Genomic DNA, 24,687 nt, shown 5'->3' with positions numbered 1-24,687 from the left:
TCTGATGGGCCGTTTTGCGCAAGACCGGCAGGTGTTTTTCTTTGAAGAGTCGATCCCGACAGACCATCATCTCGCCTATCTGGAAATCCACCCTTTCGAGGGCACGACAGTCAAATCGGTTCGCCCGCGCATTCCGCATTGGTGGTCCGAGGCGGAGCGTGAAACCGCGCTCGGCAAACTCTTGGACGAACTGCTGGCGCTGAATGACGCGGTGCGTCCGATCCTGTGGTTCTACACGCCGGTCATGTACAGTTTTGCGCGCCATGTGGATGCTTCGGCCATCGTTTATGATTGCATGGATGAGCTGGCAAATTTCAAATTCGCGCCACCCCGGCTGAAGGAAACGGAGGCGGCGCTGATTGCCCGCGCCGATGTGGTGTTTACAGGCGGTCACAGCCTCTACGAGGCGAAGGCTCATCTGCATGACAATATCCATCCATTCCCTTCGAGTGTGGATGTCAGCCATTTCCGCACGGCGCGGGACGAAGCTGTGGAGCCATCTGATCAGAAGGCAATCCCTGGGCTGAAGCTCGGTTATTACGGTGTCATCGACGAGCGTCTGGATCTCGTCTTGCTGGCTGGCGTGGCCAAGGCGCGGCCGAGCGTGTCCTTTATTTTCATTGGCCCGGTCGTGAAGATCGCACCGGAGGATCTGCCGAAGGCCGCCAATATCCATTATCTCGGGCAAAAGCATTACAGCGAATTGCCGACCTATCTTTCAGGGTGGGATGCGGCCTTGATGCCATTTGCCTTGAACGAGGCGACGAAGTTCATCAGTCCGACCAAGACGCCAGAATATCTGGCCGCCGGGCGCCCGGTGGTCAGCACGCGAGTGACGGACGTCGTTCGCCATTATGGTGATCTGGAAGGTGTCTTTCTGGCGGATGAGCCTGAAAGTTTTGCCGCCGCCTGCGACGAGGCGCTTGCCTTGAAAAAGGCGGGTGACGCATGGCTGAAACCAGTCGATGAGATGCTTGCGGGTTCGTCCTGGGATCAGACATTCTCGGCCATGAGTGTCCTGGTGGAAGAGGCCGTGACGCGGAAGCTGTCTCCCCTGAAATCGCCCAGAAAGAGCCGTTCGCAAGGGTCAGGCAAACCCAATCCATCCTATTATGACTACCTGATTGTTGGCGCGGGTTTTGCGGGTTCGGTTCTGGCTGAGCGGCTGGCCTCGGATGGCGGAAAGCGTGTGCTTGTCTGTGACCGCCGTCCGCATATTGCCGGCAATGCCTACGATGTCGAAAACGAAGACGGCATCCTCATCCACCAGTATGGGCCTCACATCTTCCACACCAACAGCGAGGATGTTTTCAACTACCTTTCCCGGTTCACCGCCTGGAGACCTTACGAACATCGGGTCCTTGCCGATGTTGATGGCCTGCGTTTGCCTGTGCCGATCAACGTGACGACGTTGAATGGGCTGTACGGCCTTGATCTGCGCAGCGAAGCGGAGGCGGCGCGCTTTTTGGCCGGTCGCGCCGAGCCGTGCGATCCGATCGTCACGTCGAAGGATGTGGTCGTGTCGCAGGTCGGCAGCGATTTGTACCGGACGTTTTTCGAGGGCTATACCCGCAAGCAATGGGGCCTTGATCCCTCGCAGCTCGACAAGTCAGTGACCGCACGCGTTCCGACGCGAACGAATGCCGACGACCGGTATTTTCTGGATAATTTCCAGGCGATGCCGCTGCACGGTTATACCAAGATGTTCGAAAACATGCTCGATCATGACAATATCACCGTCATGACCTCAACGGAATATGCGGATATCCGCCGCGATTATCAGGTGGGCCATACGATCTTTACCGGCCCGATCGACGAATATTTCGACTACCGCTTTGGCCGTTTGCCGTATCGCAGTCTCAAATTCCAGCACGAGACGCATGACGCGCGGCGTCTGTTTCCTGTTGGTGTTGTCAACTACCCCTCGGAGTCGGTTCCCTATACGCGGATCACCGAATACAAGCACCTGACCGGGCAAATCCATCCGAAAACCAGCATTTCCTATGAGTTTGCCTGCGCAGACGGAGATCCCTATTACCCCATTCCACGGCCGGAAAACCAGGCGCTTTACAAGCAGTATGAAGCGCTGGCGCGCGAGCATAGCGATGTGACGTTTGTCGGACGGCTTGGGACCTACAAATATTACAATATGGATCAGGTGGTCGGCCAGGCCTTGGCCACATACAGGCGCATTGCCAAGGCAGATGCGGGCGATGTCGTGGCTGCCCCTGCGCAATGACCAGGCGAAGTCATCGGATTGTCCTTGCGACCGATAGTCTCGATCCATCGGGCATGGGCGAACATATGCTGACGCTTGGGCGGTCGCTCCAGCCACAGTTCGACGTCACGCTCGCAGCCTATGGCGACATGGAACTTTTGGCAAAAGCGGCAGCTTGCGGGCTCGCGGTGAAGGCCATTGGCGATATCGGCGCGTTCGAGCTTTGGCTGCGCTCGTCCGGCGTTGCTTTGCTTCATGTCCATGCGGGTATCGGCTGGGAGGGGCATGCGATCGCAAATGCCGGTTTGGCCTGCGCTGTTCCCGTCATCCGCACGGAACATCTGCCCTATCTTTTGACTGACACCGAGCAGCGGGAGCAGTATGCACGGGAAAGCAAGGCGCTGTCTCATCACATAACCGTCTCGGAGTCATCCCGCGCAAGCTTTCAAGAAAACGGCGTTGACGCCCAGCGGATAACGGTGGTGCGCAATGGCATTTTCGCGCTTCCGGAAGCCCGGTCTGCCAAAGCGGAGCTTGGCCTTGAAGGAAAAACGGTTCTTTTGACCGTCGCGCGGTTTTCCAAGCAAAAAGATCACGGGTCGCTGATCAGGGCGCTGCCTGCTGTTGTAGCTGCCGATCCATCTGTCGTCTTGTTGCTGGTGGGCAAGGGCGAGGAGATGCAAGCGGTGCAGGCGCTGGTCGAAGACCTGTCGCTTGGCATGAATGTCCGGTTTCTGGGGCACCGTACAGATATCGCGGAGCTTATGGCGAGCGCCGACCTGTTCGTCCTGCCCTCGCAATTTGAGGGGCTGCCGCTGGCAGTGCTTGAGGCGATGTCGCTGGGACTGCCCGTTGTCGCAACCCGGATCGGCGGCACCGTCGAAGCGCTTGGAACCGGCCATCCCTTCCTTGCGAAAGCTGCCAATCCTCAATCTCTCGCCGGCGTTCTGATCGGGGCACTCGGAAATCGATCTGAGGCAAAAGCATCGGGGCAAGCCGGCCGCGAACGGTTCCACGCCGAATTTTCAGCACAGCGCATGGCGGATGAAACCGCCTCCGTCTACCGCCGCTTTCTCTCAGACCAGGCATTTGATGCACAAGGACATGCTTTCATGAACAAGACACGTATCGGCTTCATCGGCGTCGGTGGTATTGCCCACCGGCATCTCGATATCCTCGCCGGTTTCGAAGATGTGACACTGGCCGCCTTTGCCGACCCGGATTTCGACCGCGCCACACAGGCCGCGTCGCGGTTCGGCGCCAAGGCGTTCGACAGCCACAGAGCGATGCTGGACCAGGAAACGCTGGATGCCGTCTATATCTGCATTCCACCCTTTGCCCATGGCGAGGCCGAGCGCGATCTGATTGCGAGGGGAATCCCGTTCTTCGTCGAAAAGCCGATCACGCTCGATATCGGGCTGGCGGAAGAATTGTCAGCGGCAGTTGAAGCCGCCGGGCTCATCACAGGTGTGGGCTATCACTGGCGCTATCTCGATACTGTTGAAGAGGCACGCCGGCTTCTTGCCGATAATCCGGCGCAGCTTCTGTCCGGCTATTGGCTGGATCAAACGCCGCCGCCGCAATGGTGGTGGAAGCAGGATCGTTCGGGCGGCCAGATGGTCGAGCAGACGACGCATATCGTCGATCTCGCCCGTTATCTTGTTGGAGAGGTCACGGAAGTCTATGGCCGTACCGGCTTCAAGGAACGGCCGGAATTTCCCGGCCTCGACGTACCCGCCGTCACCACCGCGAGCCTCACCTTTCAATCGGGCGTCATTGCCAATATTTCCTCGACATGCCTGCTTGGCTGGAGCCACAAGATAGGCCTGAACATCTTCGCCGACCGCCTGGCAATCGAACTGACGGATCATGATATCATGGTCGACGTGGGCGCCGGCAGGCCGGTCCGGCAGGCCGAGGGTGATCCGGTCTGGCGGGAAGGCCGCGATTTTGTCGATGCGGTGCGCGGCGGCGATAATCATATCCGCTGCACCTATGCGGATGCGCTGGCAACACACCGGCTTGCGCTTGCGGTCGCGTCCTCGGCACGCAGCGGCGAGCCGGTCAGCGTTGAGGCGACGGCGCTTCTCCGCAACGCAGTGGCGCCGCTCCAGCATCAGCCCCGCATGGAGGCGCCGCAAGGCCTTGCGCCCGGCCATCGGCATATCCGCTCGCTCGGGATCGAGAGCCCCGGAAAAGCATATCACTTCGAGTATGAGGAGGGGCCGCCCGCCGACGGCCATGTCCGGCTGGACACGCTTTACACCGGTTTTTCCGCCGGAACCGAACTCACCTTCATGAAAAACACCAATCCTTATTTTCACTCCCGCTTTGACGGCGGACGTGGCGTGTTCATCGAAAATGAGCCCGACCTTCGTTACCCCGTTCCGTTCCTGGGTTATATGGAGGTGGCCCGCGTCTCTGAAAGCAAAGCTTTCGGCTTTCAACAGGGCGATGTCGTTGCCACGACCTATGCGCACAAGACCGGCCACACCGCCGATCCGTTCCACGATGTGCTGATCCCCATGCCTGCCGATATCGATCCCGTTCTCGGTGTTTTCGTGGCGCAGATGGGACCGATTGCGGCCAACGGCATCCTGCATGCCGACGCGGATGCACTCGGTAACAATGTCTTTTCGCTCGGCGCCGGTATCGCCGGGCGCCGGGTGGTGGTTCTGGGGGCCGGCACGGTGGGTTTGATGACGGCGTTGTTTGCGCAGAAACTCGGAGCGTCCGACGTCATCATTGCCGACCCCTCGGAATTCCGGCGCGGCAAGGCGCAGGCCATGGGTCTGACGGCGATGAACGAGGAGGAGATCTGGCAGCATGCGAAGGCACGCTGGCACAATGGAGGCAACGATCGCGGCGCCGATATCGTCTTCCAGACGCGCGCGCAGTCCCGAAGCCTGCATGTGGCGCTGAAAGCGTTGCGGCCGCAGGGCACGGTGATCGACCTGGCCTTCTATCAGGATGGTGCCGATGCGTTGCGGCTTGGCGAGGAATTCCACCATAACGGCCTGAACATTCGCTGCGCTCAAATCAACCGCGTTCCGCGCGGACTGTCCCCGCTTTGGGACAGGCGCAGGCTGGCCGGCGAGACCGTGCAATTGATGAAAAGCCACGGCGCATTGATCCGCGAGCATATGATCACCCATATCGTCCCCTTCGAGGATGGGCCGAAATTCCTCGCCGATCTGGTGGAAAACCGGCCGGAATTCCTGCAAATCGTTTTCAAGGCCCATGAATGAGCCCGCTCGAACCACCGGTCCGCATCCTCTTCGTGTTCGCATGGCTGGTCGTGGGAGGGGAGGAAACCGAAGTCCGGCTTCTTGCCCGCAATCTCGACCGCGCGCGCTACAAGCTCGATGTCGTCGCATGTTTCCGCAAGCCCAATATGCCGGAGCAGACCCATGAGCAACTGACCGCACTCGGTGTCGATGTCGATACCACGCCCTATGAACTGTCGTTCCAGGACACGGTCGGCTATCTGGCACAGAAAATTCCAGGCTACGATATCGTGATCTCGTGCCAGAATGTTGCGGACATATATCCGGCGCTGGAGCATCTTCATCTGAGGCCGCCTTTGATCGAGCATGGCGGCCTGGTGTCGGAGGCCTTGGCGGGGCCGAAGCATTTTACCAGCCGTTACGTCGGCGTCTGCCGGTCCATACGGGATGCCGCCGCATCTGTGATGCCGGGCCGTGAAGACGATGCGATCGAGATCCCGTCCATGGTGGATCTCGCGGAATTCGATCCGTCTCAGCGAAGTGCCGTGCGCGCATCGCTCGGCGTCACGGACAGCAACCTTCTGATCGGCTGGGTCGGCCGTCTGGATCCCAAGAAAAATGTCGAGGATTTCATCGAAGCGGCTGCGATCGTACACGCCACAGACGCTTCCGCGCGGTTCGTGGTCGTTGGCGGGCCCGACGCCTTCATGCCGGATTATGCCGCAAGGTTGACATCCCTGGCCGCCGCCCGCGGACTGGCTGGCGTCCTCACCTTCCTTGGAGACCGGAAGGATATTCCAGCGCTGCTGTCGGCTTTCGATATTTTCACCTGGCTGTCAAAAGGCGAGGGCATGCCCCATGTGATCGCAGAGGCAGGCGCGGCCGCCTTGCCTGTCATCGCCACGCCGGATAATGGCGCCCTGCAGCAGATCGACGATGGGGTGTCCGGGCTGTTCGTCCCCTATGGTGACCCGGCTTCCGTCGCCACGGCGATGAAGAGGCTGATCGATTCAAGCGAATTGCGCGAAAGTCTTGGTAAAGCCTTGCGGGTAAAGGTCGAAACCCACTATAGCGTCGCCGCCGTGGTTCGCCAGTGGGAACATCTTATACGGCAGGTCCTCGCAAAAAAAACGGCAGCACGGCCGACGGGACTGTTCCAATCCTTCCTGCAAGGCGGCTTCGAGTGTTCCACGCACCGGTTGCGGGCGCATGAGGGTGAAACGGCCGGAAAACGCCTGGATGTCATTGCGGCGACCGGACACGATGTTCACGCGGCAAACGACTATTCGCAACTTGCCCGGCACGAAATCCGCACGGTGCGGGATGGATTGCGCTGGCATCTGATCGAAACCGTTCCCGGACAATACGACTGGTCGAGTTTTCTGCCGATGCTCAAGGCGTCGAACGATACCGGCACCCAGGTGATCTGGGACCTGCTGCACTATGGCTGGCCGGATGACATCGACATCTGGTCGCCGGAGTTTGTTGCGCGTTTCGCCCGCTTTGCCCGTGCCGCAGCAAGCATCGTCAGGCAGGAAAGCGGCGTGGTTCCATTCTATTCGCCTGTCAACGAAATCTCCTTCTTCTCCTGGGGTGGTGGCGACGCCGGCTATCTCAACCCCTTTGCGAACGGGCGCGGTTTTGAGCTGAAAATCCAGCTGGCGCGCGCGTCCATCGCGGCGATGGACGCCATTCTCACTGTCGATCCGCGTGCCCGCTTTGTCCATTGCGATCCGGTGATCAACGTCGTCACCGAGCCCTCCCGCCCTTGGGAAAGGCGGGTGGCGGAAGGTCATCGCCAGTCGCAGTTTCAAGGCTGGGACCTGATCGCCGGCCGGATGTGGCCGCAGATCGGCGGTGCGGAAAAATACCTCGATATTGTCGGCGTCAACTACTACCACAACAACCAATGGATTCACGGCGGGCCGCCGATCGATATGGATCACCCGCTCTATAAACCGCTGCGCACGATCCTGACCGAAACCTACGCGCGCTATGGAAAACCGATGTTTATCGCAGAAACGGGCATCGAGGCGGAGCGCCGCGAGAGCTGGATTGCCTATGTCCATGCCGAGGTTCAGGCCGCTTTGCGCAACGGTGTGCCGATTGAAGGCATTTGCCTCTATCCCATCGTCAATCATCCCGGTTGGGACGACGACAGGGCTTGTGAGAACGGCCTCCTATCGATGCGGATCGAGGGGACAGAGCGGCAGGAATACGAGCCGCTTGCGAGGGCACTGCGCACTCTTCGGCGCTCATAGGGTTGTGAGTGGCCGGATTCGGCGGCTTCCCGCCGTCGGATCGGGCTGGTGCAAGCATACCGTTCGTCTTGGCTCAGCCGCCGGGTTGAACAGCGTCGATTTTCCTCGCTGGGCGGCTGATCGCCGACTGCGGACACCGGGCGGTGAAGTAAACATCCGCAGCGAATGGAACATGAAAATTCAGCGGCGGCGGGCGGCGATACCTGAGCTGAAGGGCCGGAAAATGGCGTATTTGCTCTTGATCGGATCACGATGCCACCGTCGATGGCCAAGGGAAATTCGTCCAAAACGGTCTTCTGGAAAGGGGTGATTAACCTTTATTTTCTATTGAAATGGGGTGTGCCCATTGCGCGTGAATTTTGAGTGAGCAGGTCCCAATGCGTCTTTCCCGAACCAATTTTTCGAACGGCTTTGATCATACAGGGGATCAGCCTGCAGACCCGGAAAATCATCTGGGAAAAGCGGAGCGCCGCATCTATGGCGCTCCCGCCGATGTAAAGAGCGAGGAAGGCCCATATGAGGCCGATACCGACGCGATGGCTGAGATCGAGGGGCGGGGGGATGCGCCTGTCTGGCAGAGCGCGTTCGTGCTTGGACCCAACGTCCGCTTCACCCGGACACCGGAAAGTGTCTATTCGAAGCGCCCCGCCGGCGAGATCCGCAAGGAAGCCGAAGAGCCGAACCAGCCTGTGCAGGATGTTGCCATCCCAACCGTCCCGGCGGCCGCCGAAGCGATAGAGACGATCGTCGTTGTTGCGCAGCCCGTGCCGGTTGTCGAGCCTGTGCCTGAAGAGAAGCCTGCCGCATCCGGCATTCAACTGCTGTCCTATCGTCTCAGGCAGGAACTGGAAGCGTCGCGCCTGGCTGCGAACGAACATGCTGAGCCAGCCGATCTCGATCTCGCCTGTTTTCCGGCCGAGCAGGAAGCTGTGGCCGCAGATGTGCCGGAACCGGTGACAAGGCAGGCCAGTTCCTTCCTGCATGTGTCGGATGAAGTGTTCTGGAACACATTGGATATGGATGCCGACATCAATATTCTGGCACCGGTCATGCATTGGCAGCCCCCAGAGGTTCGTTCCGCCGCCGGTTCGGTGACGGCGCTCTACCGGGAAATCGGCGTGAAGGCGGCAGGCCGTTATGTTGCGGCGCCCAATGTTGCGGTACCTGTCGTGAGCAGCCCCGCGCCCGTCGAAACTACGCCGCCGATGGTTGAAGAGATCCGGCCGGTTGTGGCAGAGATCGCCGAGCCGGTTGAACCCGTGCGCATTGCCAAGCCAGCCGTGGCGGTGTCCAGACCGATCCGCGCGGTCCGGCCTGACACGTTCGTGGCCATTCCCGAAATGACCTCGGATGCCGGGGCTGGCGAATATGTTTTCCCTCCGGTGACGCTCCTGCAGGAGCCATCCGTCCAGCAGACCGCTGTGATCACCCAGGAAGCGCTGGAACAGAGCGCCGGCCTGCTCGAAAGCGTGCTCGAGGATTTTGGCGTGCGCGGCGAGATCATCGATGTCCGCCCGGGGCCTGTTGTGACCCTGTACGAATTCGAACCGGCGCCGGGCGTCAAGTCGTCACGCGTCATCGGCCTGTCCGACGATATCGCCCGCTCGATGTCGGCGCTTTCGGCCCGTGTCGCCGTCGTGCCAGGCCGCAATGTCATCGGCATCGAATTGCCGAACCCGGTGCGCGAGACGGTGTATTTCCGCGAACTGATCGAGTCTGAAAACTACGGCGAGACACGCTTCAAGCTGGCCCTTTGCCTTGGCAAGACGATCGGCGGCGAGCCCGTTGTCGCGGAACTGGCAAAGATGCCGCATCTTCTGGTCGCCGGCACCACGGGCTCGGGCAAGTCGGTGGCGATCAACACGATGATCCTGTCCTTGCTCTACCGGCTGAAGCCGGAGGAATGCCGCTTGATCATGGTGGACCCGAAGATGCTGGAATTGTCGGTCTATGACGGCATCCCGCATCTCCTGACACCTGTGGTGACGGACCCGAAAAAGGCGGTGATGGCGCTGAAATGGGCCGTGCGCGAAATGGAAGACCGCTACCGCAAGATGTCGCGGCTCGGCGTGCGCAATATCGACGGCTACAATGCACGCGCTGCGATGGCGCGCGCCAAGGGCGAGACGATCCTGTGCAGCGTGCAGACCGGATTTGACCGCTCGACCGGCGAGCCGATCTTCGAACAGGAGGAAATGGATCTCGCACCCATGCCCTATATCGTCGTCATCGTCGATGAGATGGCCGACCTGATGATGGTCGCGGGCAAGGAGATCGAAGGGGCTATCCAGCGTCTGGCGCAGATGGCGCGTGCCGCCGGCATCCACCTGATCATGGCGACGCAACGCCCCTCGGTCGATGTCATCACCGGGACGATCAAGGCGAACTTCCCGACGCGTATCTCCTTCCAGGTGACCTCGAAGATCGACAGCCGCACCATCCTGGGCGAGCAGGGCGCCGAGCATCTCTTGGGACAGGGCGATATGCTGCACATGGTCGGCGGCGGACGGATTGCCCGTGTCCACGGCCCCTTCGTTTCCGACGAGGAAGTCGAAAAGGTCGTCGCACATCTGAAAACGCAAGGGCGCCCGGAATATCTCGGCACGGTCACAGAAGATGCCGAGGACATCGACGGGCCGGCCGAAGACGACGCTGCCGTTTTCGACAAGGGCGCAATGGCGGAAGAGGACGGCAACGACCTCTATGACAAGGCGGTCAAGGTTGTCTTGCGCGACAAGAAGTGCTCGACATCCTATATCCAGCGCCGCCTGCAGATCGGCTATAACAGAGCAGCCTCGCTGGTCGAGCGGATGGAGCGCGAAGGGCTGGTCGGCTCGGCAAACCATGTCGGCAAGCGCTCGATCCTGTCGGCAGGCCGCGAAGTCGCCGAAATGCCAACTGGCGACGAGGAATAAAAGGGGCTGCCGGACTGCGGCCGGATGGGCGCAGTCTGAGTCTTAAGGTGACGATTTGGAGTTGGCGACGGAGCTGCTGCCCGCGGTCCGAGTTTTACGGGATGCGATCAACTAGGGCCTTGCAGCCAGGGCAAGAGGTATTGCTGTGGCTTTTCCATGCAGATAAACCGGCCCGTAAACAACCGAGCATTTATGGAATTGTATTCCATAAATGCTCGGTAAAATTGGCCAGTCCCCAGCTGCAATCCAGCCTTGGCGCGAAATAATCCGCTCTCCAAGCGTAAATCGCCGAGCCTCAAGCGATCATAACCCCTTGTTAGGACTTTGTTGACCATAATCATCGCTGGAAACCCTTTTGATACGGGCGTTCCAAGCCGGTTGTGTGGTTCATTTTTGGGCGGGTTTTGTTGTGTCAGCGTGTGTAACGGACAAGAGTTCAGCCGGATATTTGGCCAATCAAGCCGCCGGAATATTTTCCAACATGCTTCGTTGCGTCACGCGGCTCATCATGACCATGCTTTTTGCCGTTCCCGCGCTCTTGGGCTCTGCGGCGGCCGCCGCCGCAGAGGACCGCGCTCTCAAACTTTATTTCACCCATACGGGCGAAAAAGCGACGATCACCTTCAAACGCAATGGCAGGTTTGATCCAAAGGGAATGGAAAAGATCAACCGTTTGCTGCGGGACTGGCGGCGCAACGAGCCCGCCCGGATGGACCCGCGGCTGCTTGATCTGGTGTGGGAAGTCTATGACCGTAGCGGTGCCAGCGACTATATCCACATCGTGTCCGCCTACCGGTCGCCAGCGACCAACAATATGCTGCGCTCGCGCTCACGCAGCACGGGCGTTGCCAAGAACAGCCAGCATACGCTTGGAAAGGCGATGGATTTCTTTATCCCCGGCGTGAAGCTTTCGACATTGCGCGCTGTTGCCATGCAGATGCAGGGCGGCGGAGTGGGATATTATCCTACGTCCGGATCTCCCTTCGTCCATCTCGATGTCGGCAATGTCCGTGCTTGGCCGCGCATGTCGCGAAAGGAACTTGCCCGCATATTCCCGAACGGGCGAACGATGCATCTTGCCGCCGATGGCAGCTCACTGCCGGGCTATGCCCAGGCTGTCGCGGACCGCCGCAAACGCGCCGGTTCCGCCACTGTCGCCAGCACGCGCCGATCCACGGACGTAAAAACGCCTGCGACAGCGCAGGGCCTGGAGAACAATAGCGGTGGCCTGGTCACGGCGCTTTATTCCGCGCCGCGCAGCAAAGCTTTGGATGCTCTCGCCACGCAGACGGCCCCCGGTGGCCAGGTTGAAAAACCATCCTTTGCCGATCTCTCCTCTTACGCCGTTCCCATTCCGATGATCCGGCCGATGCTCAAGCCGGTGATTGCGGCTGGGACTGCCGGTTCGTTGGACACGATTGAAACGGCGTCGATCGGCCCGATCACAGCGCTGACTGCGCCGGAAACGCCCAAGGTACAATCAGGTTTCGCCGGATTTGAGCCGTTTACAACGGCGCATGCGACGTTGAAGACCCGTATGGAGACACTCGCCTCCCTGCCGATCACCGTATCCTGGAAGCGGGAAGCAGATTTCAGCGCGATCTCCGGCACGTCATTGATGCGGTGGGCGCTGCACTCTCCCGGTGATGTCATCGGCATGAGAGCCCCGCGCGTTTCCAGGCAAACGCTCCAGGTCTTGCCAGCCTCATGGCGCACAATTCCCGATCGTGCACTGTAGAGATTTGGTCGCCGCCAGTTGGGCTATGGATTGTTCATATCGATCCGCAGCCTTCAACATCTTTGGGTGCGGCACGCCGCCAGCGTGAGATCACCGTCCATCGCGGCGATAGAGCGTTTTGGGCCGTCTATCTTTGATCGAAGCGGACTCATCCGTTGCCGGTGACAACAGTAACTTATATTCAAGGACATTTTCATATTGCCTTATCCCCTCCAGGGGGATAGGTATTTTGCATGAACGAAGAATCCCATGAACACAGGCATGATAGCCACCCCGAGATTATCAAGCGGCTCAAGCGGGCCGAAGGCCACTTGAAGAGCGTGATCGCCATGATCGAGGGCGGGCGGCCCTGCTTGGACATTGCCCAGCAGCTTCATGCTGTTGAAAAGGCGATCACCAATGCCAAACGGACGTTGATCCAGGATCACCTCGATCATTGCCTCGAAGACACGGTCGGCTCGCTCGACCGCGAACAGAGACAGACGATGGCCGAGTTCAAGACCATCACCAAATATCTTTAAGCACGGCCAATATGAGCGCGGCCCTTTTTCTGCGGGCCGGAAGCTGTGACCGGCGCCCGAAATTCCGCCGCCGCACCGCACCGACAACCGAAACTGGGGTGACCTGATGCTCGCCGTCCTGAGAAACCGCACCTACCGTCATCTCTTTCTTGCGCAGGTGATTGCGCTGCTCGGCACGGGGCTGGCGACCGTAGCCCTTGGCCTGCAGGCGTTCGAGCTTGCAGACGGGAACGCAGGCGCGGTGCTCGGTACGGCGCTGGCAATCAAGATGATCGCCTATGTCGTCGTCGCCCCCATTGCCACGGCGTTCACCGAACAGCTGCCACGGCGCGCCATGCTGGTTTCGCTGGATCTCGTGCGTGCTGCCGTCGCGCTCTGTCTTCCGTTCATCACGGGCGTCTGGCAGGCCTATCTCCTGATCTTCGTGCTCCAGGCCGCCTCGGCCGCCTTCACGCCGACATTCCAGGCAACCATTCCCGATGTTCTTCCGGATGAAGATGACTACACAAACGCGCTGTCGCTGTCGCGGCTGGCTTATGATCTGGAGAAGGTCGGAAGCCCGCTGCTGGCCGCAGCTCTTCTGGCGCTGATGAGCTACCATAATCTTTATCTCGGAACCGTCATCGGTTTCCTCGCATCGGCGAGCCTTGTCGTCTCGGTCCTTCTGCCCAGTGCAAAGCCCGCCCAGCCGCGCAGTATCTACGATAGAACCACGCGCGGCATCCGGCTTTACCTGACCGTCCCGCGCCTTAGGGGCCTGTTCGCGCTGAACCTTGCGGTTGCCGCCGGCGGTTCGATGGTCTTTGTCAACACTGTCGTTCTGGTCCAAAGCGCGCTGGGGCTTGGCGAGCGTTATACGGCCGTTGCGCTTGCCACCTTCGGCCTCGGATCAATGCTTGCAGCTTTGTCGCTTCCCCGCCTTTTGAAAAAGATCGACGACCGCCCGGTCATGCTTGCCGGAACCATGGTCCTTGTTGCCGCTCTCGTCGCCGGGATGTTCACCGCCTCCTACGTTGGCCTTATCCTCGTCTGGGCGGTGATCGGCATCGGCTATTCTCTCGTCTTGACGCCGTCGGGGAGAATCTTGCGGCGTTCCTCTTCGCCGGAAGACCGGCCGGCTTTGTTTGCGGCCCAGTTTGCGCTCTCACACGGATGCTGGCTGATAACCTATCCGCTGGCAGGATGGCTCGGCGCGACGGCTGGCATCACCGCAACCTATATTGTTCTGGCGGTGATCACGGCGCTCGGAGCGTTTGCTGCCAGTGTCCTTTGGCCGGCAGATGACGATGACAAACGCCATGTTCCTGTCGATCTCGATCCCGGCGGTTCTCAAGCCGTAAGCAGCAATCCGGCACCGCGCGGACGCTGATCGGCCGCTCAAATGCGCAATCTACCCCGGATTGCTGCACTCCCGCTCGCCTCTGCTATTGCGCCGGTTATTCAGACCCAGCCAGCATTATCCCAACCAACGGACGTGACCCCTAAAAATCTAGTGCAGATTTGCAACGCCTCTGCGCATTTCACAACTGCATTTCAAGTTTTAGATAAATCATACCATTGCCGGACGCATCGAATGTGGCAAGAAAAGGGCAGGCTTTGAGTGGGGATTCAACCTAATGAAATTTATAATGAAAGTAAGAATATTCCAATATGCGCTCATGTCCCTGATGCTTTGTGCATCAATGGTGCGCGCCAATGATCTGGTTGCAAGTTCTGCCGATGGCAGCTTCTGGCTGTCCGGCGGCGCAGGCGTCATGAACATTGAATCGCGCGAATATGTTTATCTCGGCAACGACAAGGCAAGCCAGCTTGATTGGGACGCCGACGGTGTTGTTCTCTACACCGCACAAGCTGGCGCCGATCTCGGCAACAACTGGCATATCAAGGGCAAGATTGATCTTGGTTTTGATGGCGATGGCCACATGGTCGATTATGACTGGGTGCCGGGTTTCGCTGTTGACCAGACCAAGAACGGCTGGAGCGACCGCTCCATTCATCCCGATACGCGTCTTGACTATTATTTCAGCGGCACGGTGGAAATCGGCCGGACCATCTTTGCCGACGACCGCAGCAATCTCAGCGTCGGTGGCGGGTTCCAGTACACCAAGTTGCGCTGGAAGGCCTTCGGCGGCTCCTACATCTACAGTGACGGCGGTTTCCGCAATGACATTGGCGACCTGCCTGACGGCGTCAATGGTATCTCCTACGAACAGAAGGTGCCGACCCTCTTTCTGGGATTTGACGGCTCGACGCGTTTCGACCGCGTGACTCTGTCCGGTGGCGTGAAGGGTGGCATGACGCTTGGCATCGACGATCAGGACGATCACTGGCTGACCGGCACCCGGTTTTTCGGCGACATGAAGGCCGCGCCGGTCCTCAAGCTTAATGCAGCCGTCGATTATCAATTAACCGACAGGGCATCGATCTATCTCGCTGGAAATTTCGAGAATGTCTTCCGCAAGAAAGGCGATCTGAATTCGACCGACACGGCAACCGGGACTGAGGTCCTCTACAGAAACGCCGCCGGCGCCTCCCTCAAGACGATGTCGCTCCAGGTTGGTCTTCGTGGCCACTTTTAATCTCTGAAGCGCAATGCGACGGCGAAGCCGCCTGCGATGGTGGCCTCGCCGGGCAAACCCGGCGCCAGAAGCAGACCTCTTGGCGAGAGCTTCCGGTGTGCCGCCTGAGGGGGTGGATGACGAGCCCTTCACTATGTCGAGGAGTATCCGATGAGCGAAGCCTTCGGGTTCATGTTTGCCTTTTACGGCCTGCTGCTCGGTCTGGCCGTTGCCGAGGTCGCAGGCGGGTTTTCGCGCGCCTATGACGAACGCCACACCCGCAGGCTGGGGGTCGTCGCGCCCCTATTCGGCATCCTGCTTCTCGTTGATCTCATTACCTTCTGGATGAATGCCTGGGCCTATCGGGAACTGGCCGAGGTCAGCTATCTCGTCGCCTACGCCGTTGCCGTGGTCGCGCTGCTCTATTATTTCGCAGCCACACAAGTCTTTCCGAAGGCTGCAGAGACAGCAACCCTCGACGACCATATCATGAGCCACCGGCGCGAGGTTGCCTTCTGCGTGCTCGCCAGCAATCTGCTCACCCAGATTCCACCGGCAATATCCGCATTCACCACGCCATGGCCACCCTCCAGCATCGCGCTCTGGGCGGGCCTGAACCTGACCTACTACGTCCTCCTGAGCTTTGCCGCATTGGCAAAGAGCAAAAGGATCGTCGGCATCGCAGTCGCCGCCGCCATCCTGCTTGTTACCGGGGCGACGGCACTGTTTGCCTGACGGCACTGCAAAGCGCTCCTGGAGCGGTTGCCGCACGAACGTGGATACCCCTAAAATGCTGCGGTAGCTGGAGACCGCGAAAAGAGTGCAGTGATCGCAATCCCGCCAAAACACCCTGATCCATAATCATATGCATATGAAATCCCGCTTGATATTTCATTTTACATTACCATTCTGCGTGACAAACTGCGGCCAACTGTAGTTTCAGTCATTTGTGCCGGTTCTTCGGGAGCATGCCGGTCATTCAGGGAGGAGAATTATGAAGCGGGCCATCATCGCCGCGTTTGCGGCCATTATCATGGGCAGCGCTGCCTACGCCGATACGATCAAGATCGGTGTTGTCGGACCATTCTCCGGACCGTTCGCGTTGCAAGGCAAGAATTTCAAGGCCGGTATCGACGCCTATATCGCATTGCACGGCGCGACGATCGGCGACGATACGGTCGAGATCGTCTACCGCGACCTGCCCGCTGCCGACCCCGCCCAATCCAAGGCTTTGGCACAGGAACTTGTGGTCAAGGAAAAGGTCCAATATCTCGCGGGGTTCTACTTCACCCCCGATGCGATGGCCGTCACGCCGATCCTGCAACAGGCCAATGTTCCCCTGATCGTCATGAATGCCGCGACATCGGCAATCGTGACGAAGAGCCCGCTGGTGGTTCGCACCTCCTTCACAACCTGGCAGACGTCGTTGCCGATCGCCAAGGTCGCGCATGATGCCGGTGTTGCCAAGGTCATCTCCATCGTCAGCGATTACGGGCCAGGTGTCGACGCCGAGAACGCGTTCAAGGCCGGTTTCGAGAAAGAGGGCGGATCCGTCGTCGAGGCGATCCGCATCCCGCTCTCCACCAATGACTTCAGCCCGATCATGCAGCGCATCAAGGATTCCGGCGCACAGGGTGTTTTCGCTTTCCTGCCGTCCGGCCCGACCACGCTTGGTTTCGTCAAGGCCTATAATGAAAACGGCCTGAAGGCAGCCGGTATCAAGTTCCTGGCGCCGGGTGACCTGACGCAGGAATCCGATCTGCCGGCGCTGGGCGACGCTGCGTTGGGCATCCAGACGACGTTCCACTACGCGGTCTCGCACGATTCCCCGGAAAACAAGGCATTTGTCGAGGCGGCCTCCAAGGCGATCGGTAATCCGGCCGAGCTTTCCTTCCCGGCGGTCGGCGCCTTCGATGGCATGAATGTCATCTACAAGATGATCGAGGCGACCGGTGGCGAACAGGACGCGCAGAAAGCCGTCGATGCGGTGAAGGGCCTGTCCTGGATCAGCCCGCGCGGCCCGGTGTCCATCGATCCGGAATCGCGCCATATCACGCAGAACATCTATCTGCGCGAAGTCACCAAGGCGGATGACGGCTCCTACTACAACAAGGAAATCCAGACCTTCGAGAAACAGGGCGACCCCGGCCTGGCAGCCGTCAAGTAGCCGGTCAGGGCTATATCCGACCGGCGCCGCAGGATACCTAGACGCTGGTGGATTGCCAGGATTTTGCGATACGGGAGAGGGGGCCTTCCCGTCTCCCGTCAATAATCAAGTGGAAGTTGCGCAATGCAAACAGTCTTCAGCATAGCCATCGACGCTGTCGCCTATGGCATGGTGCTCTTCGTCATTTCGATCGGGCTTTCCGTCACCATGGGGCTGATGCGCGTGGTCAATCTGGCCCATGGTGCCTTTGCCATGATCGGCGGTTATATCGCCTCCTATGCGGCGCAAAATCTTGGATTGGGCTATGCAGCAGCCGTTCTTCTCGCCGTCGCCGGCACCGTGATCATTTCAATCCCGATCGAACGGCTGCTCTACCGGCGGATTTACGGTGCGCCGGAATTGACGCAGGTCCTGATGACCATCGGCATTACCTTCTGCATCATCGGCATCGCCAATTACGTCTTCGGCCCGACCTTGAAGACGATCCCGCTGCCGGCGGCGCTGCAGGGATCGGCCGATCTCGGTTTCCGCTCGATTGCCGTGCATCGCCTGTTTGCCATCATCTGTGGGCTTGCGGTGGCCGGTGCACTCTGGTTTGCCATCGAGAAAACCGCCTTTGGCGTCAAGCTGCGCGCCTCCGTCGACAATGCCTCCATGGCTGCGGCGCTGGGCGTGCGCACGGAAATTATCTACGCGGTCAGTTTTGCTGTTGCGGTCGGCCTTGCGGCTTTTGGCGGGGTCATTGGCGCCGAACTCTTGCCAGTCGAACCCTATTATGCGCTGCGTTACATGGTCACCTTCCTGGTCGTCGTTTCCGTCGGTGGCGCGGGCTCCATTCCCGGCGCGCTTCTTGCCTGCCTCGTTCTCGGCGGCATCGATACGACCGGGCGCTACCTCATGCCGGAATTCGGCGAATTTTTCTTCTACCTCGCGGTTATCGCCATCATCTGCATTTTCCCGCGTGGCCTTGCCGGACGGGCACGCTAGGATGACGCTCATCATGAACTCTGAAACCGCCGACACCCGGCAAAGCCGCACTTTCGGCCGCGACCTGATCGGCATCGGCGCCATTACGGCGGTCGCTGTCGTCGGTTACCTCCTGTTTCCCGATAATCTGGCGCTTTTGACCCGGATCATCGCTATCGCGCTTCTGGTCCTGTCGCTCGATCTCGTCACCGGCTATTGCGGCGTGGCGACCCTTGGCCATGCCGCCCTGTTCGGCTCCGGCGCCTATGCCGCAGGCATTGCCGCCGCACATTTCGGCATCACCGACCCGCTGCTGATGACTGTTACCGGCATTGTCGGCGGCGCCATCGCCGGACTGATCTGCGGCGTCATCATCCTGCGGGCCCATGGGTTGCCGCAACTGGTCCTGTCGATTTCGCTGATCTATCTCTTCCATGAATTTGCCAACAAAGCCTCATCCTGGACGGGCGGCAGCGACGGCCTGTCGGGAATTTCCCCTGATCCGCTGTTCGGCCGGTTCGAATTCGATCTCTGGGGACAGACCGCCTATATATTCGGCGTTGTTCTGTTGCTTGCCGTCTTTGTCCTGTTGCGTTTCCTGGTGCGCTCGCCCTTCGGCATGCTCTGCCGTGGTATCAAGGAGGATCCGCTGCGCATCATGGCCATGGGTGCGTCGCCGAAAATCGCCTTGATCAAGATGTATGTCATCTCCGGCGCCGTGGCTGGTGTGGGCGGGGCGTTGAATGCAATCTCCACGCAGGTCGTCGGCCTCGACAGCTTGTCCTTTACCCAATCCGCCGAATCCCTGGTCATGCTGGTTTTCGGCGGCACCGGTTCGCTGTTTGGAGCGCTGACGGGCACCGTCGTCTTCATGTTGTTTGAGGATTATGTCTCGGCGGCCAATCCGTTCCACTGGCTGACCATGGTGGGCGCCCTTTTGATCGCGGTCGTCCTGTTTGCACCCAAGGGCCTTTACGGCACGGCATCCGCCTTCATCGCCCGCCGCCTGGAGAAATGCTGATGAGCGCGGTTTTCGACGTTTTCAATCTGAACAAGGCGTTCAGTGGCCTTACCGTGACCAACGATGTCTCTTTGTCGATGGCGCCGGGCGACCGGGTGGCGCTGATCGGCCCCAATGGGGCCGGCAAGACCACATTCGTCAATCTCGTCACCGGCAATCTGCGGCCTGATTCTGGCGAGGTCCGGCTCAACGGCGAAATCGTCACGAAGATCGATGCGATCGGCCGCGTCCGGCGCGGGCTGGTGCGCTCTTTTCAGGTGACGCGGCTGTTTCAGGAGATGACGCCAGCCGAGCATGTGGCGCTGGCTATCCTGCAACGGGATAGACGCACCGGCAAGATGTTCGGCAATTTCCTGTCCATGCCCGATGTCATGGACGAGGCGAGCGTGCTTCTGACGAAACTCGGCCTGATCGACCTGATGCACCGCAAGGTGAGCGAGATTGCTTATGGTCAGCAGCGTCTGCTCGAAATTGCCATGGCGCTGGCGCTCAAACCGAAAGTGCTGCTCTTGGACGAGCCCGCCGCCGGCGTGCCGCAGAGCGATACCGGCCGCATTGAACAGGCCCTTGCCGACCTGCCGGCCGATCTTGCCGTGCTGATGATCGAGCATGACATGGATCTGGTCTTCCGTTTTGCCCAGCGGGTCATCGTCCTGGCCGCCGGCACGATCATATTCGACGGTTCTCCAGCCGATGTCACCAAGGATGCCGCCGTGCGCGAAGCCTATCTCGGGAGCTATGCCAATGCCAGCCACGCCGCTTGACGTCGAAAACCTGTCGGCGGGTTATGGACCGACCCGGGTCCTGGAAAACGTCTCCTTCTCGGTTGCGGCAGGGCAACGGTTGGCGGTGCTGGGCCGCAACGGCATGGGCAAGACGACGCTGCTTGCAACGCTGGCTGGACAGACGAAACGCTATGACGGGCGCATCCGCCTTGGCGAAGCCGATGTTACCGGCATTTCCAGCGCGCTGCGCGCCCGCACGGGGCTCGGATATGTGCCGCAGACCCGCTGCATCTTTCCGACGCTGACAGTTGAGGAAAACCTGTTCGTCGGCCTGAAGGACCGGCCGAAAAGCGATCTTCAGGAGGCCTATGCTATGTTTCCGCGTCTTTTCGAGCGCAAGGGCAATCTTGGGTCCCAGCTTTCCGGCGGCGAGCAGCAGATGCTGTCCACGGCGCGCACTATTCTTGGCCGCCCCACCGTCCTTCTGCTCGATGAGCCGCTTGAAGGGCTCGCGCCGGTGATCTGCGAAGAGCTGATGAAAGCGTTCTCCGAACTTGCAAGCACCGGCAACATGACCATCGTCCTTGTCGAGCAACGCATCCAGAGCGCTCTTGATTTCGCCGATCAGGTGATCGTGCTCGAGCGCGGCAGGGTAGCCTGGAGCGGCACGCCGCAGGCGTTGGCTGCCGATCATGATGCGGTCGACCGGCTGCTCGGTGTGGGCGGGTTGCACTGACCTGAAGCCAACTGTTTTCCTGGCAGTGTTCACCTGCCAGGGGCTTCACATAACCGCAGACTTTTTATTTTTCAAGCGGTGGAACAATCCGCATTTTCGTGCATTCTCGCGTTAGGTCGATTTCTGTCGGCACCAACCACCGTTCCCAACGATGAGGATGTGCTAATGAACAACCTTTTACCCGAACTGCATGAGGGACACGCTCCAATCACGCTGCATCTGCTGTTTCGCGATGCATTGGAAGCGTATGACGACTGGGCCGAGGATCCCGACGTTCCCGTCGTTTATCACCTGGGCATGCCAGTATCCATCGGTGTGGTCTTCGACCATATGCGTGATTGCACCGACATCCTGCCCAACAACATGGTCAGCGCCATTACCGAGCGGCTCACCAAGCCTTGGAGCAGCAGCAACTCTCTGGACGAGATGACATTTTCCACGGCGGCCAGGGTGATGTGCGTGGTCATTCGCAAGAGACAGCTGCAACGCAGTGGCAGCGATATCGGCGTCTTTTTGCGCCGGTTTGAAAAGCTGCGGTCTACCCGGGCCGAGACTTAAGAATTCTGGCGTTCCAGACCGCTTCCGGCTTTGCCGGGGGCGGCAGCCTTCACATATATGCAACTTAAGTAACGGAAACATATCGCGTTTTAACAGGCCGTGAAAACGACTTGATAGGGCGGGTTGTCCGTGTTTAAACTAATGAATTACAGTGAATGTACCGCATATTGATGAACTGGCGTTGGAGTAGGGGTGCCGAGGTTCAACCATCCAGCCGCGTGATGCGGGGAGGAAATGATATGACGGTTCATGGTCTTTCGCCGTCCTTCAGTCTGCGCGGCGATCAGCCGTTGCAGATCGCCATCGTCGGCCGCGGCTTTTCCGGCCTGATGATGGCCATCGCCCTGTTGAAGTCGGTCAATCAGCCATTCCGGCTGCGCATGTTTGATCCGCGCCCGATCATCAGCGGCGGACAGGCGCTGGCAACGGCGCGCTCCACCGAAATTCTTAACAGCCGTGCCCGCGATCTCTCCGTTTCGACCGGCGAGCCGAAGGATTTTACCCGCTGGCTACAGGCCAATGCGCCGTTTCGCGAAGCCGTGTCGGCTGCAATTCCGGGTTTCGGACAGATTTTCGTGCCAAAGGCCACGTTCAGCGATTATGTCTATCAGCGCTTTTCCGAGGCGCTGGCGCAGCGCACGGATGTGACCGTGCAGATGTCCAACGACGGCATCAGCCATATCCGCCGCAACGATAACGGCCTGTTCACGCTGAGCCTGGCCGATGGCGGCGAGGCGGTCTATGACACAGTTGTGCTTGCGACCGGCTACGGTTTGAAACCGCCGCTGGAGACAAGCGAGCAGGTGATGGACGCCATTTTGATGGAGCGTCCCGGGAACCGGCGGCATGTGGTCGTCATGGGCAATGGCCTGCGCGCCGTCGATCAGGTTCTGCAATTGCGCGATGGCGGCTTTACCGGCCATATCACCATCCTGTCGCGCCGCGGTTTCCTGCCGCAACCGCATACCCGCATGCCGGCCGACGCCGTCTTCCCGACGCAGCCCATGCCATCGCAGCTGCGCAATATCGTCCGTTTCGTTCGCGACGCCTGCGCCGAGGCCGAGGAAAACGGCTGGAGCTGGCAGGCGGCCATGAACGGCCTGCGCAAACGTGCCCGCACCCTTTGGGCATCGCTTCCCCCTAGCGAGAAAAGACAGTTCAACCGGCATCTGCGTGCGATTTACGACAGCCATCGCAACCGCCTCCCGGCCGATGTACATGCCAGGCTCGAACGTGAATTGGCCAGCGGCCTGACGGAACTCAAGCGCGGAACCACCCTGAAACGCACGGCGGATGGTCTTTTGGTGCGGTGGGCAGGCCAGCCGGTCGAGAGCCATTTTGCAGCCGACGAGGTGATCGACTGCCGCTGCCTGTCGCCCGATCTTCGGGACCCCGTCGTCGCCGACCTTCTGGAGGCGGGCCTGGCAGCGACGGACGAGCTCGACCTCGGTCTCGCCGTCAACCCCGCAGGCGAACTCATAACGCCAAAGGGCCGTCCCGCAGGTCTCTTCGCTGTCGGCCCGCTCGGTCTCGGCTCGCTGCCCGATATCGATCTTGTTCCTGAGATTGTCACGCAAACCTATGCGGCCGCGACTTTGATCGGCGCCCGGTCTCTGCCGCAATTGCAGGCAAGCTGATATCCGGTCATGACCCTTGCCACAAGCTGGCCCGAACTCTGCCGTTTCTGAGCCGGGCCATCCAATTCCGTGTGAACAGCTGGCCCGTCCATTGCCGGGTGTAACGCCTCAAGAAGGCCGCCAACGCGAACGGATTTTCCTTTCACAAGAAAATTTATAGATATTATAATTTTGCGATCCCGGCCGATCCCGGAAAAAATAGGCGCGATGACCCATTTCCTATCAGACCATGCTGGAGACAATCGCATATGAGCCCCGTTCCGGAAAAGATCGACGTTCTCTGGTTTCTGCCGACCCATGGCGACAGCCGTTATCTCGGCACCTCGATCGGCGGCCGCAATGTCGATCTCAACTACCTGAAGCAGGTCGCCCAGGCAGCCGATACGCTCGGCTATTTCGGCGTCTTGATCCCGACCGGCCGCAGCTGTGAGGACAGCTGGATCGTTGCCTCGGCGCTGGCGCCGCTGACGGAAAAGCTGCGCTATCTCGTCGCCGTGCGTCCCGGCCTGCTCAGCCCGACGCTCGCCGCCCGCATGACCGCGACGCTCGATCGCATCTCCAACGGCCGCCTGCTGATCAATGTCGTCACCGGTGGCGACCCGATCGAGAACAAGGGCGACGGCATTCACTATTCGCATGAGGAACGCTACGAGGTCACCGAAGAGTTCATCAATATCTACAAGGCCGTGCTGCGCGGCGAAGAGGTCACAACCAAGAGCAAGCATTTCGATATCGAGGACGCACGGCTACTGTTCAAGCCGGTCCAGGACCCGCACCCGCCGCTCTATTTTGGCGGCTCCTCCGGTGTCGGCCAGCAGGTCGCCGCCCGCACGATCGACAAATACCTGACTTGGGGCGAACCGCCCGAGGATGTGGAAAAGAAGGTGGCGGAGGTGCGGGCACTTGCGCAAGCCGAAGGCCGCGAGGTCACTTTCGGTATCCGCCTTCACGTCATCGTCCGCGAGACCGCAAAGGAGGCGTGGACCGCTGCTGACGAACTGATCAAATATGTCGATGAGGATACGATTGCTGCCGCCCAGAAGGTTTTCGAGCGGATGGATTCCGTCGGCCAAAGCCGGATGAGCAAGCTGCATGGCGGCAGCAAGGACAAGCTGGAAATCAGCCCGAACCTGTGGGCGGGCGTCGGCCTGGTGCGCGGCGGTGCGGGGACCGCACTCGTGGGCGATCCTGATCAGGTCAAGGCGCGGATCGACGAGTACCGTCAGATCGGCATCGATACCTTCATCTTTTCCGGCTATCCGCATCTGGAAGAGGCGTACCGGTTCGGCGAACTGGTGCTGCCCAATCTTCCCCTCAACCACCCGGTCAAGTCCCACAAGGCGAGCGCCAATACCGGTCCGTTCGGCGAAACCATTGCCGGGGATCACCGTCCTCCGCTCAAGGTGTCGCAATCCTGAGCTGACGAAAACGCTATCGGC

Annotated in this window: 17 protein-coding genes; all 17 read left to right on the top strand. The window is 59.8% G+C overall.

The genetic code is table 11. The annotated features are described in order from the left end of the window. Positions 1-4 precede the first annotated feature (4 nt). Complete coding sequence (gene glf, locus PYR65_RS24435; protein WP_276121810.1) at positions 5-2,239, top strand: UDP-galactopyranose mutase; 2,235 nt, start codon at positions 5-7, stop codon at positions 2,237-2,239. Beyond that, the gene (locus PYR65_RS24430; protein WP_276121329.1) at positions 2,236-5,466 is read left to right on the top strand and encodes a glycosyltransferase; all 3,231 of its coding nucleotides are present in this window, start codon (positions 2,236-2,238) and stop codon (positions 5,464-5,466) included. Before glf ends, PYR65_RS24430 begins: the two co-directional genes overlap by 4 nt. Beyond that, positions 5,463-7,706 (top strand): glycosyltransferase family 4 protein, encoded by a 2,244-nt coding sequence (locus PYR65_RS24425; RefSeq protein ID WP_276121328.1) that lies wholly within the window; start codon positions 5,463-5,465, stop codon positions 7,704-7,706. Before PYR65_RS24430 ends, PYR65_RS24425 begins: the two co-directional genes overlap by 4 nt. Before the next feature lie 377 nt (positions 7,707-8,083). Beyond that, positions 8,084-10,621 carry a DNA translocase FtsK gene (locus PYR65_RS24420; RefSeq protein ID WP_407951342.1) on the top strand — a complete coding sequence of 846 codons (2,538 nt, stop codon included), beginning with the start codon at positions 8,084-8,086 and terminating at the stop codon, positions 10,619-10,621. A 508-nt stretch (positions 10,622-11,129) separates the two neighbouring features. Beyond that, positions 11,130-12,359: a DUF882 domain-containing protein gene (locus tag PYR65_RS24415; protein WP_276121327.1), complete on the top strand. Its 1,230-nt coding sequence runs from the start codon at positions 11,130-11,132 to the stop codon at positions 12,357-12,359. A gap of 233 nt (positions 12,360-12,592) precedes the next feature. Next, on the top strand, positions 12,593-12,880 hold the full coding sequence (locus PYR65_RS24410; RefSeq protein WP_276121326.1) for a metal-sensing transcriptional repressor: 288 nt from the start codon (positions 12,593-12,595) through the stop codon (positions 12,878-12,880). A gap of 106 nt (positions 12,881-12,986) precedes the next feature. Then, positions 12,987-14,249, top strand: a complete 1,263-nt coding sequence (locus PYR65_RS24405) for an MFS transporter (protein ID WP_276121325.1) — start codon at positions 12,987-12,989, stop codon at positions 14,247-14,249. Between the two features lie 259 nt (positions 14,250-14,508). After that, positions 14,509-15,459, top strand: a complete 951-nt coding sequence (locus PYR65_RS24400) for an omptin family outer membrane protease (protein WP_276121324.1) — start codon at positions 14,509-14,511, stop codon at positions 15,457-15,459. A gap of 150 nt (positions 15,460-15,609) precedes the next feature. Beyond that, positions 15,610-16,173, top strand: coding sequence for a hypothetical protein (locus tag PYR65_RS24395; RefSeq protein WP_276121323.1), 564 nt, complete (start codon positions 15,610-15,612; stop codon positions 16,171-16,173). 259 nt (positions 16,174-16,432) lie between these two features. After that, entirely contained in the window at positions 16,433-17,605 is a 1,173-nt protein-coding gene (locus PYR65_RS24390) for an ABC transporter substrate-binding protein (protein ID WP_276121322.1), read from the top strand. Positions 17,606-17,728: 123 nt separating this feature from the next. Beyond that, complete coding sequence (locus tag PYR65_RS24385) at positions 17,729-18,592, top strand: branched-chain amino acid ABC transporter permease (protein WP_060636568.1); 864 nt, start codon at positions 17,729-17,731, stop codon at positions 18,590-18,592. A gap of 1 nt (position 18,593) precedes the next feature. Then, positions 18,594-19,592: a branched-chain amino acid ABC transporter permease gene (locus PYR65_RS24380; RefSeq protein ID WP_276121321.1), complete on the top strand. Its 999-nt coding sequence runs from the start codon at positions 18,594-18,596 to the stop codon at positions 19,590-19,592. After that, positions 19,592-20,356 carry an ABC transporter ATP-binding protein gene (locus PYR65_RS24375; RefSeq protein WP_276121320.1) on the top strand — a complete coding sequence of 255 codons (765 nt, stop codon included), beginning with the start codon at positions 19,592-19,594 and terminating at the stop codon, positions 20,354-20,356. Before PYR65_RS24380 ends, PYR65_RS24375 begins: the two co-directional genes overlap by 1 nt. Further along, a complete protein-coding gene (locus PYR65_RS24370) occupies positions 20,337-21,053 on the top strand; it encodes an ABC transporter ATP-binding protein (protein WP_060636571.1) in 717 nt (238 codons plus the stop codon). Before PYR65_RS24375 ends, PYR65_RS24370 begins: the two co-directional genes overlap by 20 nt. Positions 21,054-21,218: 165 nt before the next feature. Next, a complete protein-coding gene (locus PYR65_RS24365; protein ID WP_276121319.1) occupies positions 21,219-21,611 on the top strand; it encodes a BRA0787 family protein in 393 nt (130 codons plus the stop codon). A 239-nt stretch (positions 21,612-21,850) separates the two neighbouring features. After that, complete coding sequence (locus tag PYR65_RS24360) at positions 21,851-23,248, top strand: FAD/NAD(P)-binding protein (protein ID WP_276121318.1); 1,398 nt, start codon at positions 21,851-21,853, stop codon at positions 23,246-23,248. Positions 23,249-23,496: 248 nt separating this feature from the next. After that, positions 23,497-24,666: an FMNH2-dependent alkanesulfonate monooxygenase gene (gene ssuD / locus PYR65_RS24355; RefSeq protein ID WP_276121317.1), complete on the top strand. Its 1,170-nt coding sequence runs from the start codon at positions 23,497-23,499 to the stop codon at positions 24,664-24,666. Positions 24,667-24,687: the final 21 nt, after the last annotated feature.

The organism is Pararhizobium qamdonense (genome assembly GCF_029277445.1).
GTDB classification, from domain to species: domain Bacteria; phylum Pseudomonadota; class Alphaproteobacteria; order Rhizobiales; family Rhizobiaceae; genus Pararhizobium; species Pararhizobium qamdonense.
The sequence above is the reverse complement of the archived record's forward strand: the minus strand, read 5'-3'. Positions and strand labels throughout refer to the sequence as shown.

Bases quoted from the DNA above. Each gene is read 5' to 3' on its own strand.
- glf (WP_276121810.1), top strand. From the start codon at position 5: ATGGGCCGTTTTGCGCAAGACCGGCAGGTGTTTTTCTTTGAAGAGTCG.
- PYR65_RS24430 (WP_276121329.1), top strand. From the start codon at position 2,236: ATGACCAGGCGAAGTCATCGGATTGTCCTTGCGACCGATAGTCTCGAT.
- PYR65_RS24425 (WP_276121328.1), top strand. From the start codon at position 5,463: ATGAGCCCGCTCGAACCACCGGTCCGCATCCTCTTCGTGTTCGCATGG.
- PYR65_RS24420 (WP_407951342.1), top strand. From the start codon at position 8,084: ATGCGTCTTTCCCGAACCAATTTTTCGAACGGCTTTGATCATACAGGG.
- PYR65_RS24415 (WP_276121327.1), top strand. From the start codon at position 11,130: ATGACCATGCTTTTTGCCGTTCCCGCGCTCTTGGGCTCTGCGGCGGCC.
- PYR65_RS24410 (WP_276121326.1), top strand. From the start codon at position 12,593: ATGAACGAAGAATCCCATGAACACAGGCATGATAGCCACCCCGAGATT.
- PYR65_RS24405 (WP_276121325.1), top strand. From the start codon at position 12,987: ATGCTCGCCGTCCTGAGAAACCGCACCTACCGTCATCTCTTTCTTGCG.
- PYR65_RS24400 (WP_276121324.1), top strand. From the start codon at position 14,509: ATGAAAGTAAGAATATTCCAATATGCGCTCATGTCCCTGATGCTTTGT.
- PYR65_RS24395 (WP_276121323.1), top strand. From the start codon at position 15,610: ATGAGCGAAGCCTTCGGGTTCATGTTTGCCTTTTACGGCCTGCTGCTC.
- PYR65_RS24390 (WP_276121322.1), top strand. From the start codon at position 16,433: ATGAAGCGGGCCATCATCGCCGCGTTTGCGGCCATTATCATGGGCAGC.
- PYR65_RS24385 (WP_060636568.1), top strand. From the start codon at position 17,729: ATGCAAACAGTCTTCAGCATAGCCATCGACGCTGTCGCCTATGGCATG.
- PYR65_RS24380 (WP_276121321.1), top strand. From the start codon at position 18,594: ATGACGCTCATCATGAACTCTGAAACCGCCGACACCCGGCAAAGCCGC.
- PYR65_RS24375 (WP_276121320.1), top strand. From the start codon at position 19,592: ATGAGCGCGGTTTTCGACGTTTTCAATCTGAACAAGGCGTTCAGTGGC.
- PYR65_RS24370 (WP_060636571.1), top strand. From the start codon at position 20,337: ATGCCAGCCACGCCGCTTGACGTCGAAAACCTGTCGGCGGGTTATGGA.
- PYR65_RS24365 (WP_276121319.1), top strand. From the start codon at position 21,219: ATGAACAACCTTTTACCCGAACTGCATGAGGGACACGCTCCAATCACG.
- PYR65_RS24360 (WP_276121318.1), top strand. From the start codon at position 21,851: ATGACGGTTCATGGTCTTTCGCCGTCCTTCAGTCTGCGCGGCGATCAG.
- ssuD (WP_276121317.1), top strand. From the start codon at position 23,497: ATGAGCCCCGTTCCGGAAAAGATCGACGTTCTCTGGTTTCTGCCGACC.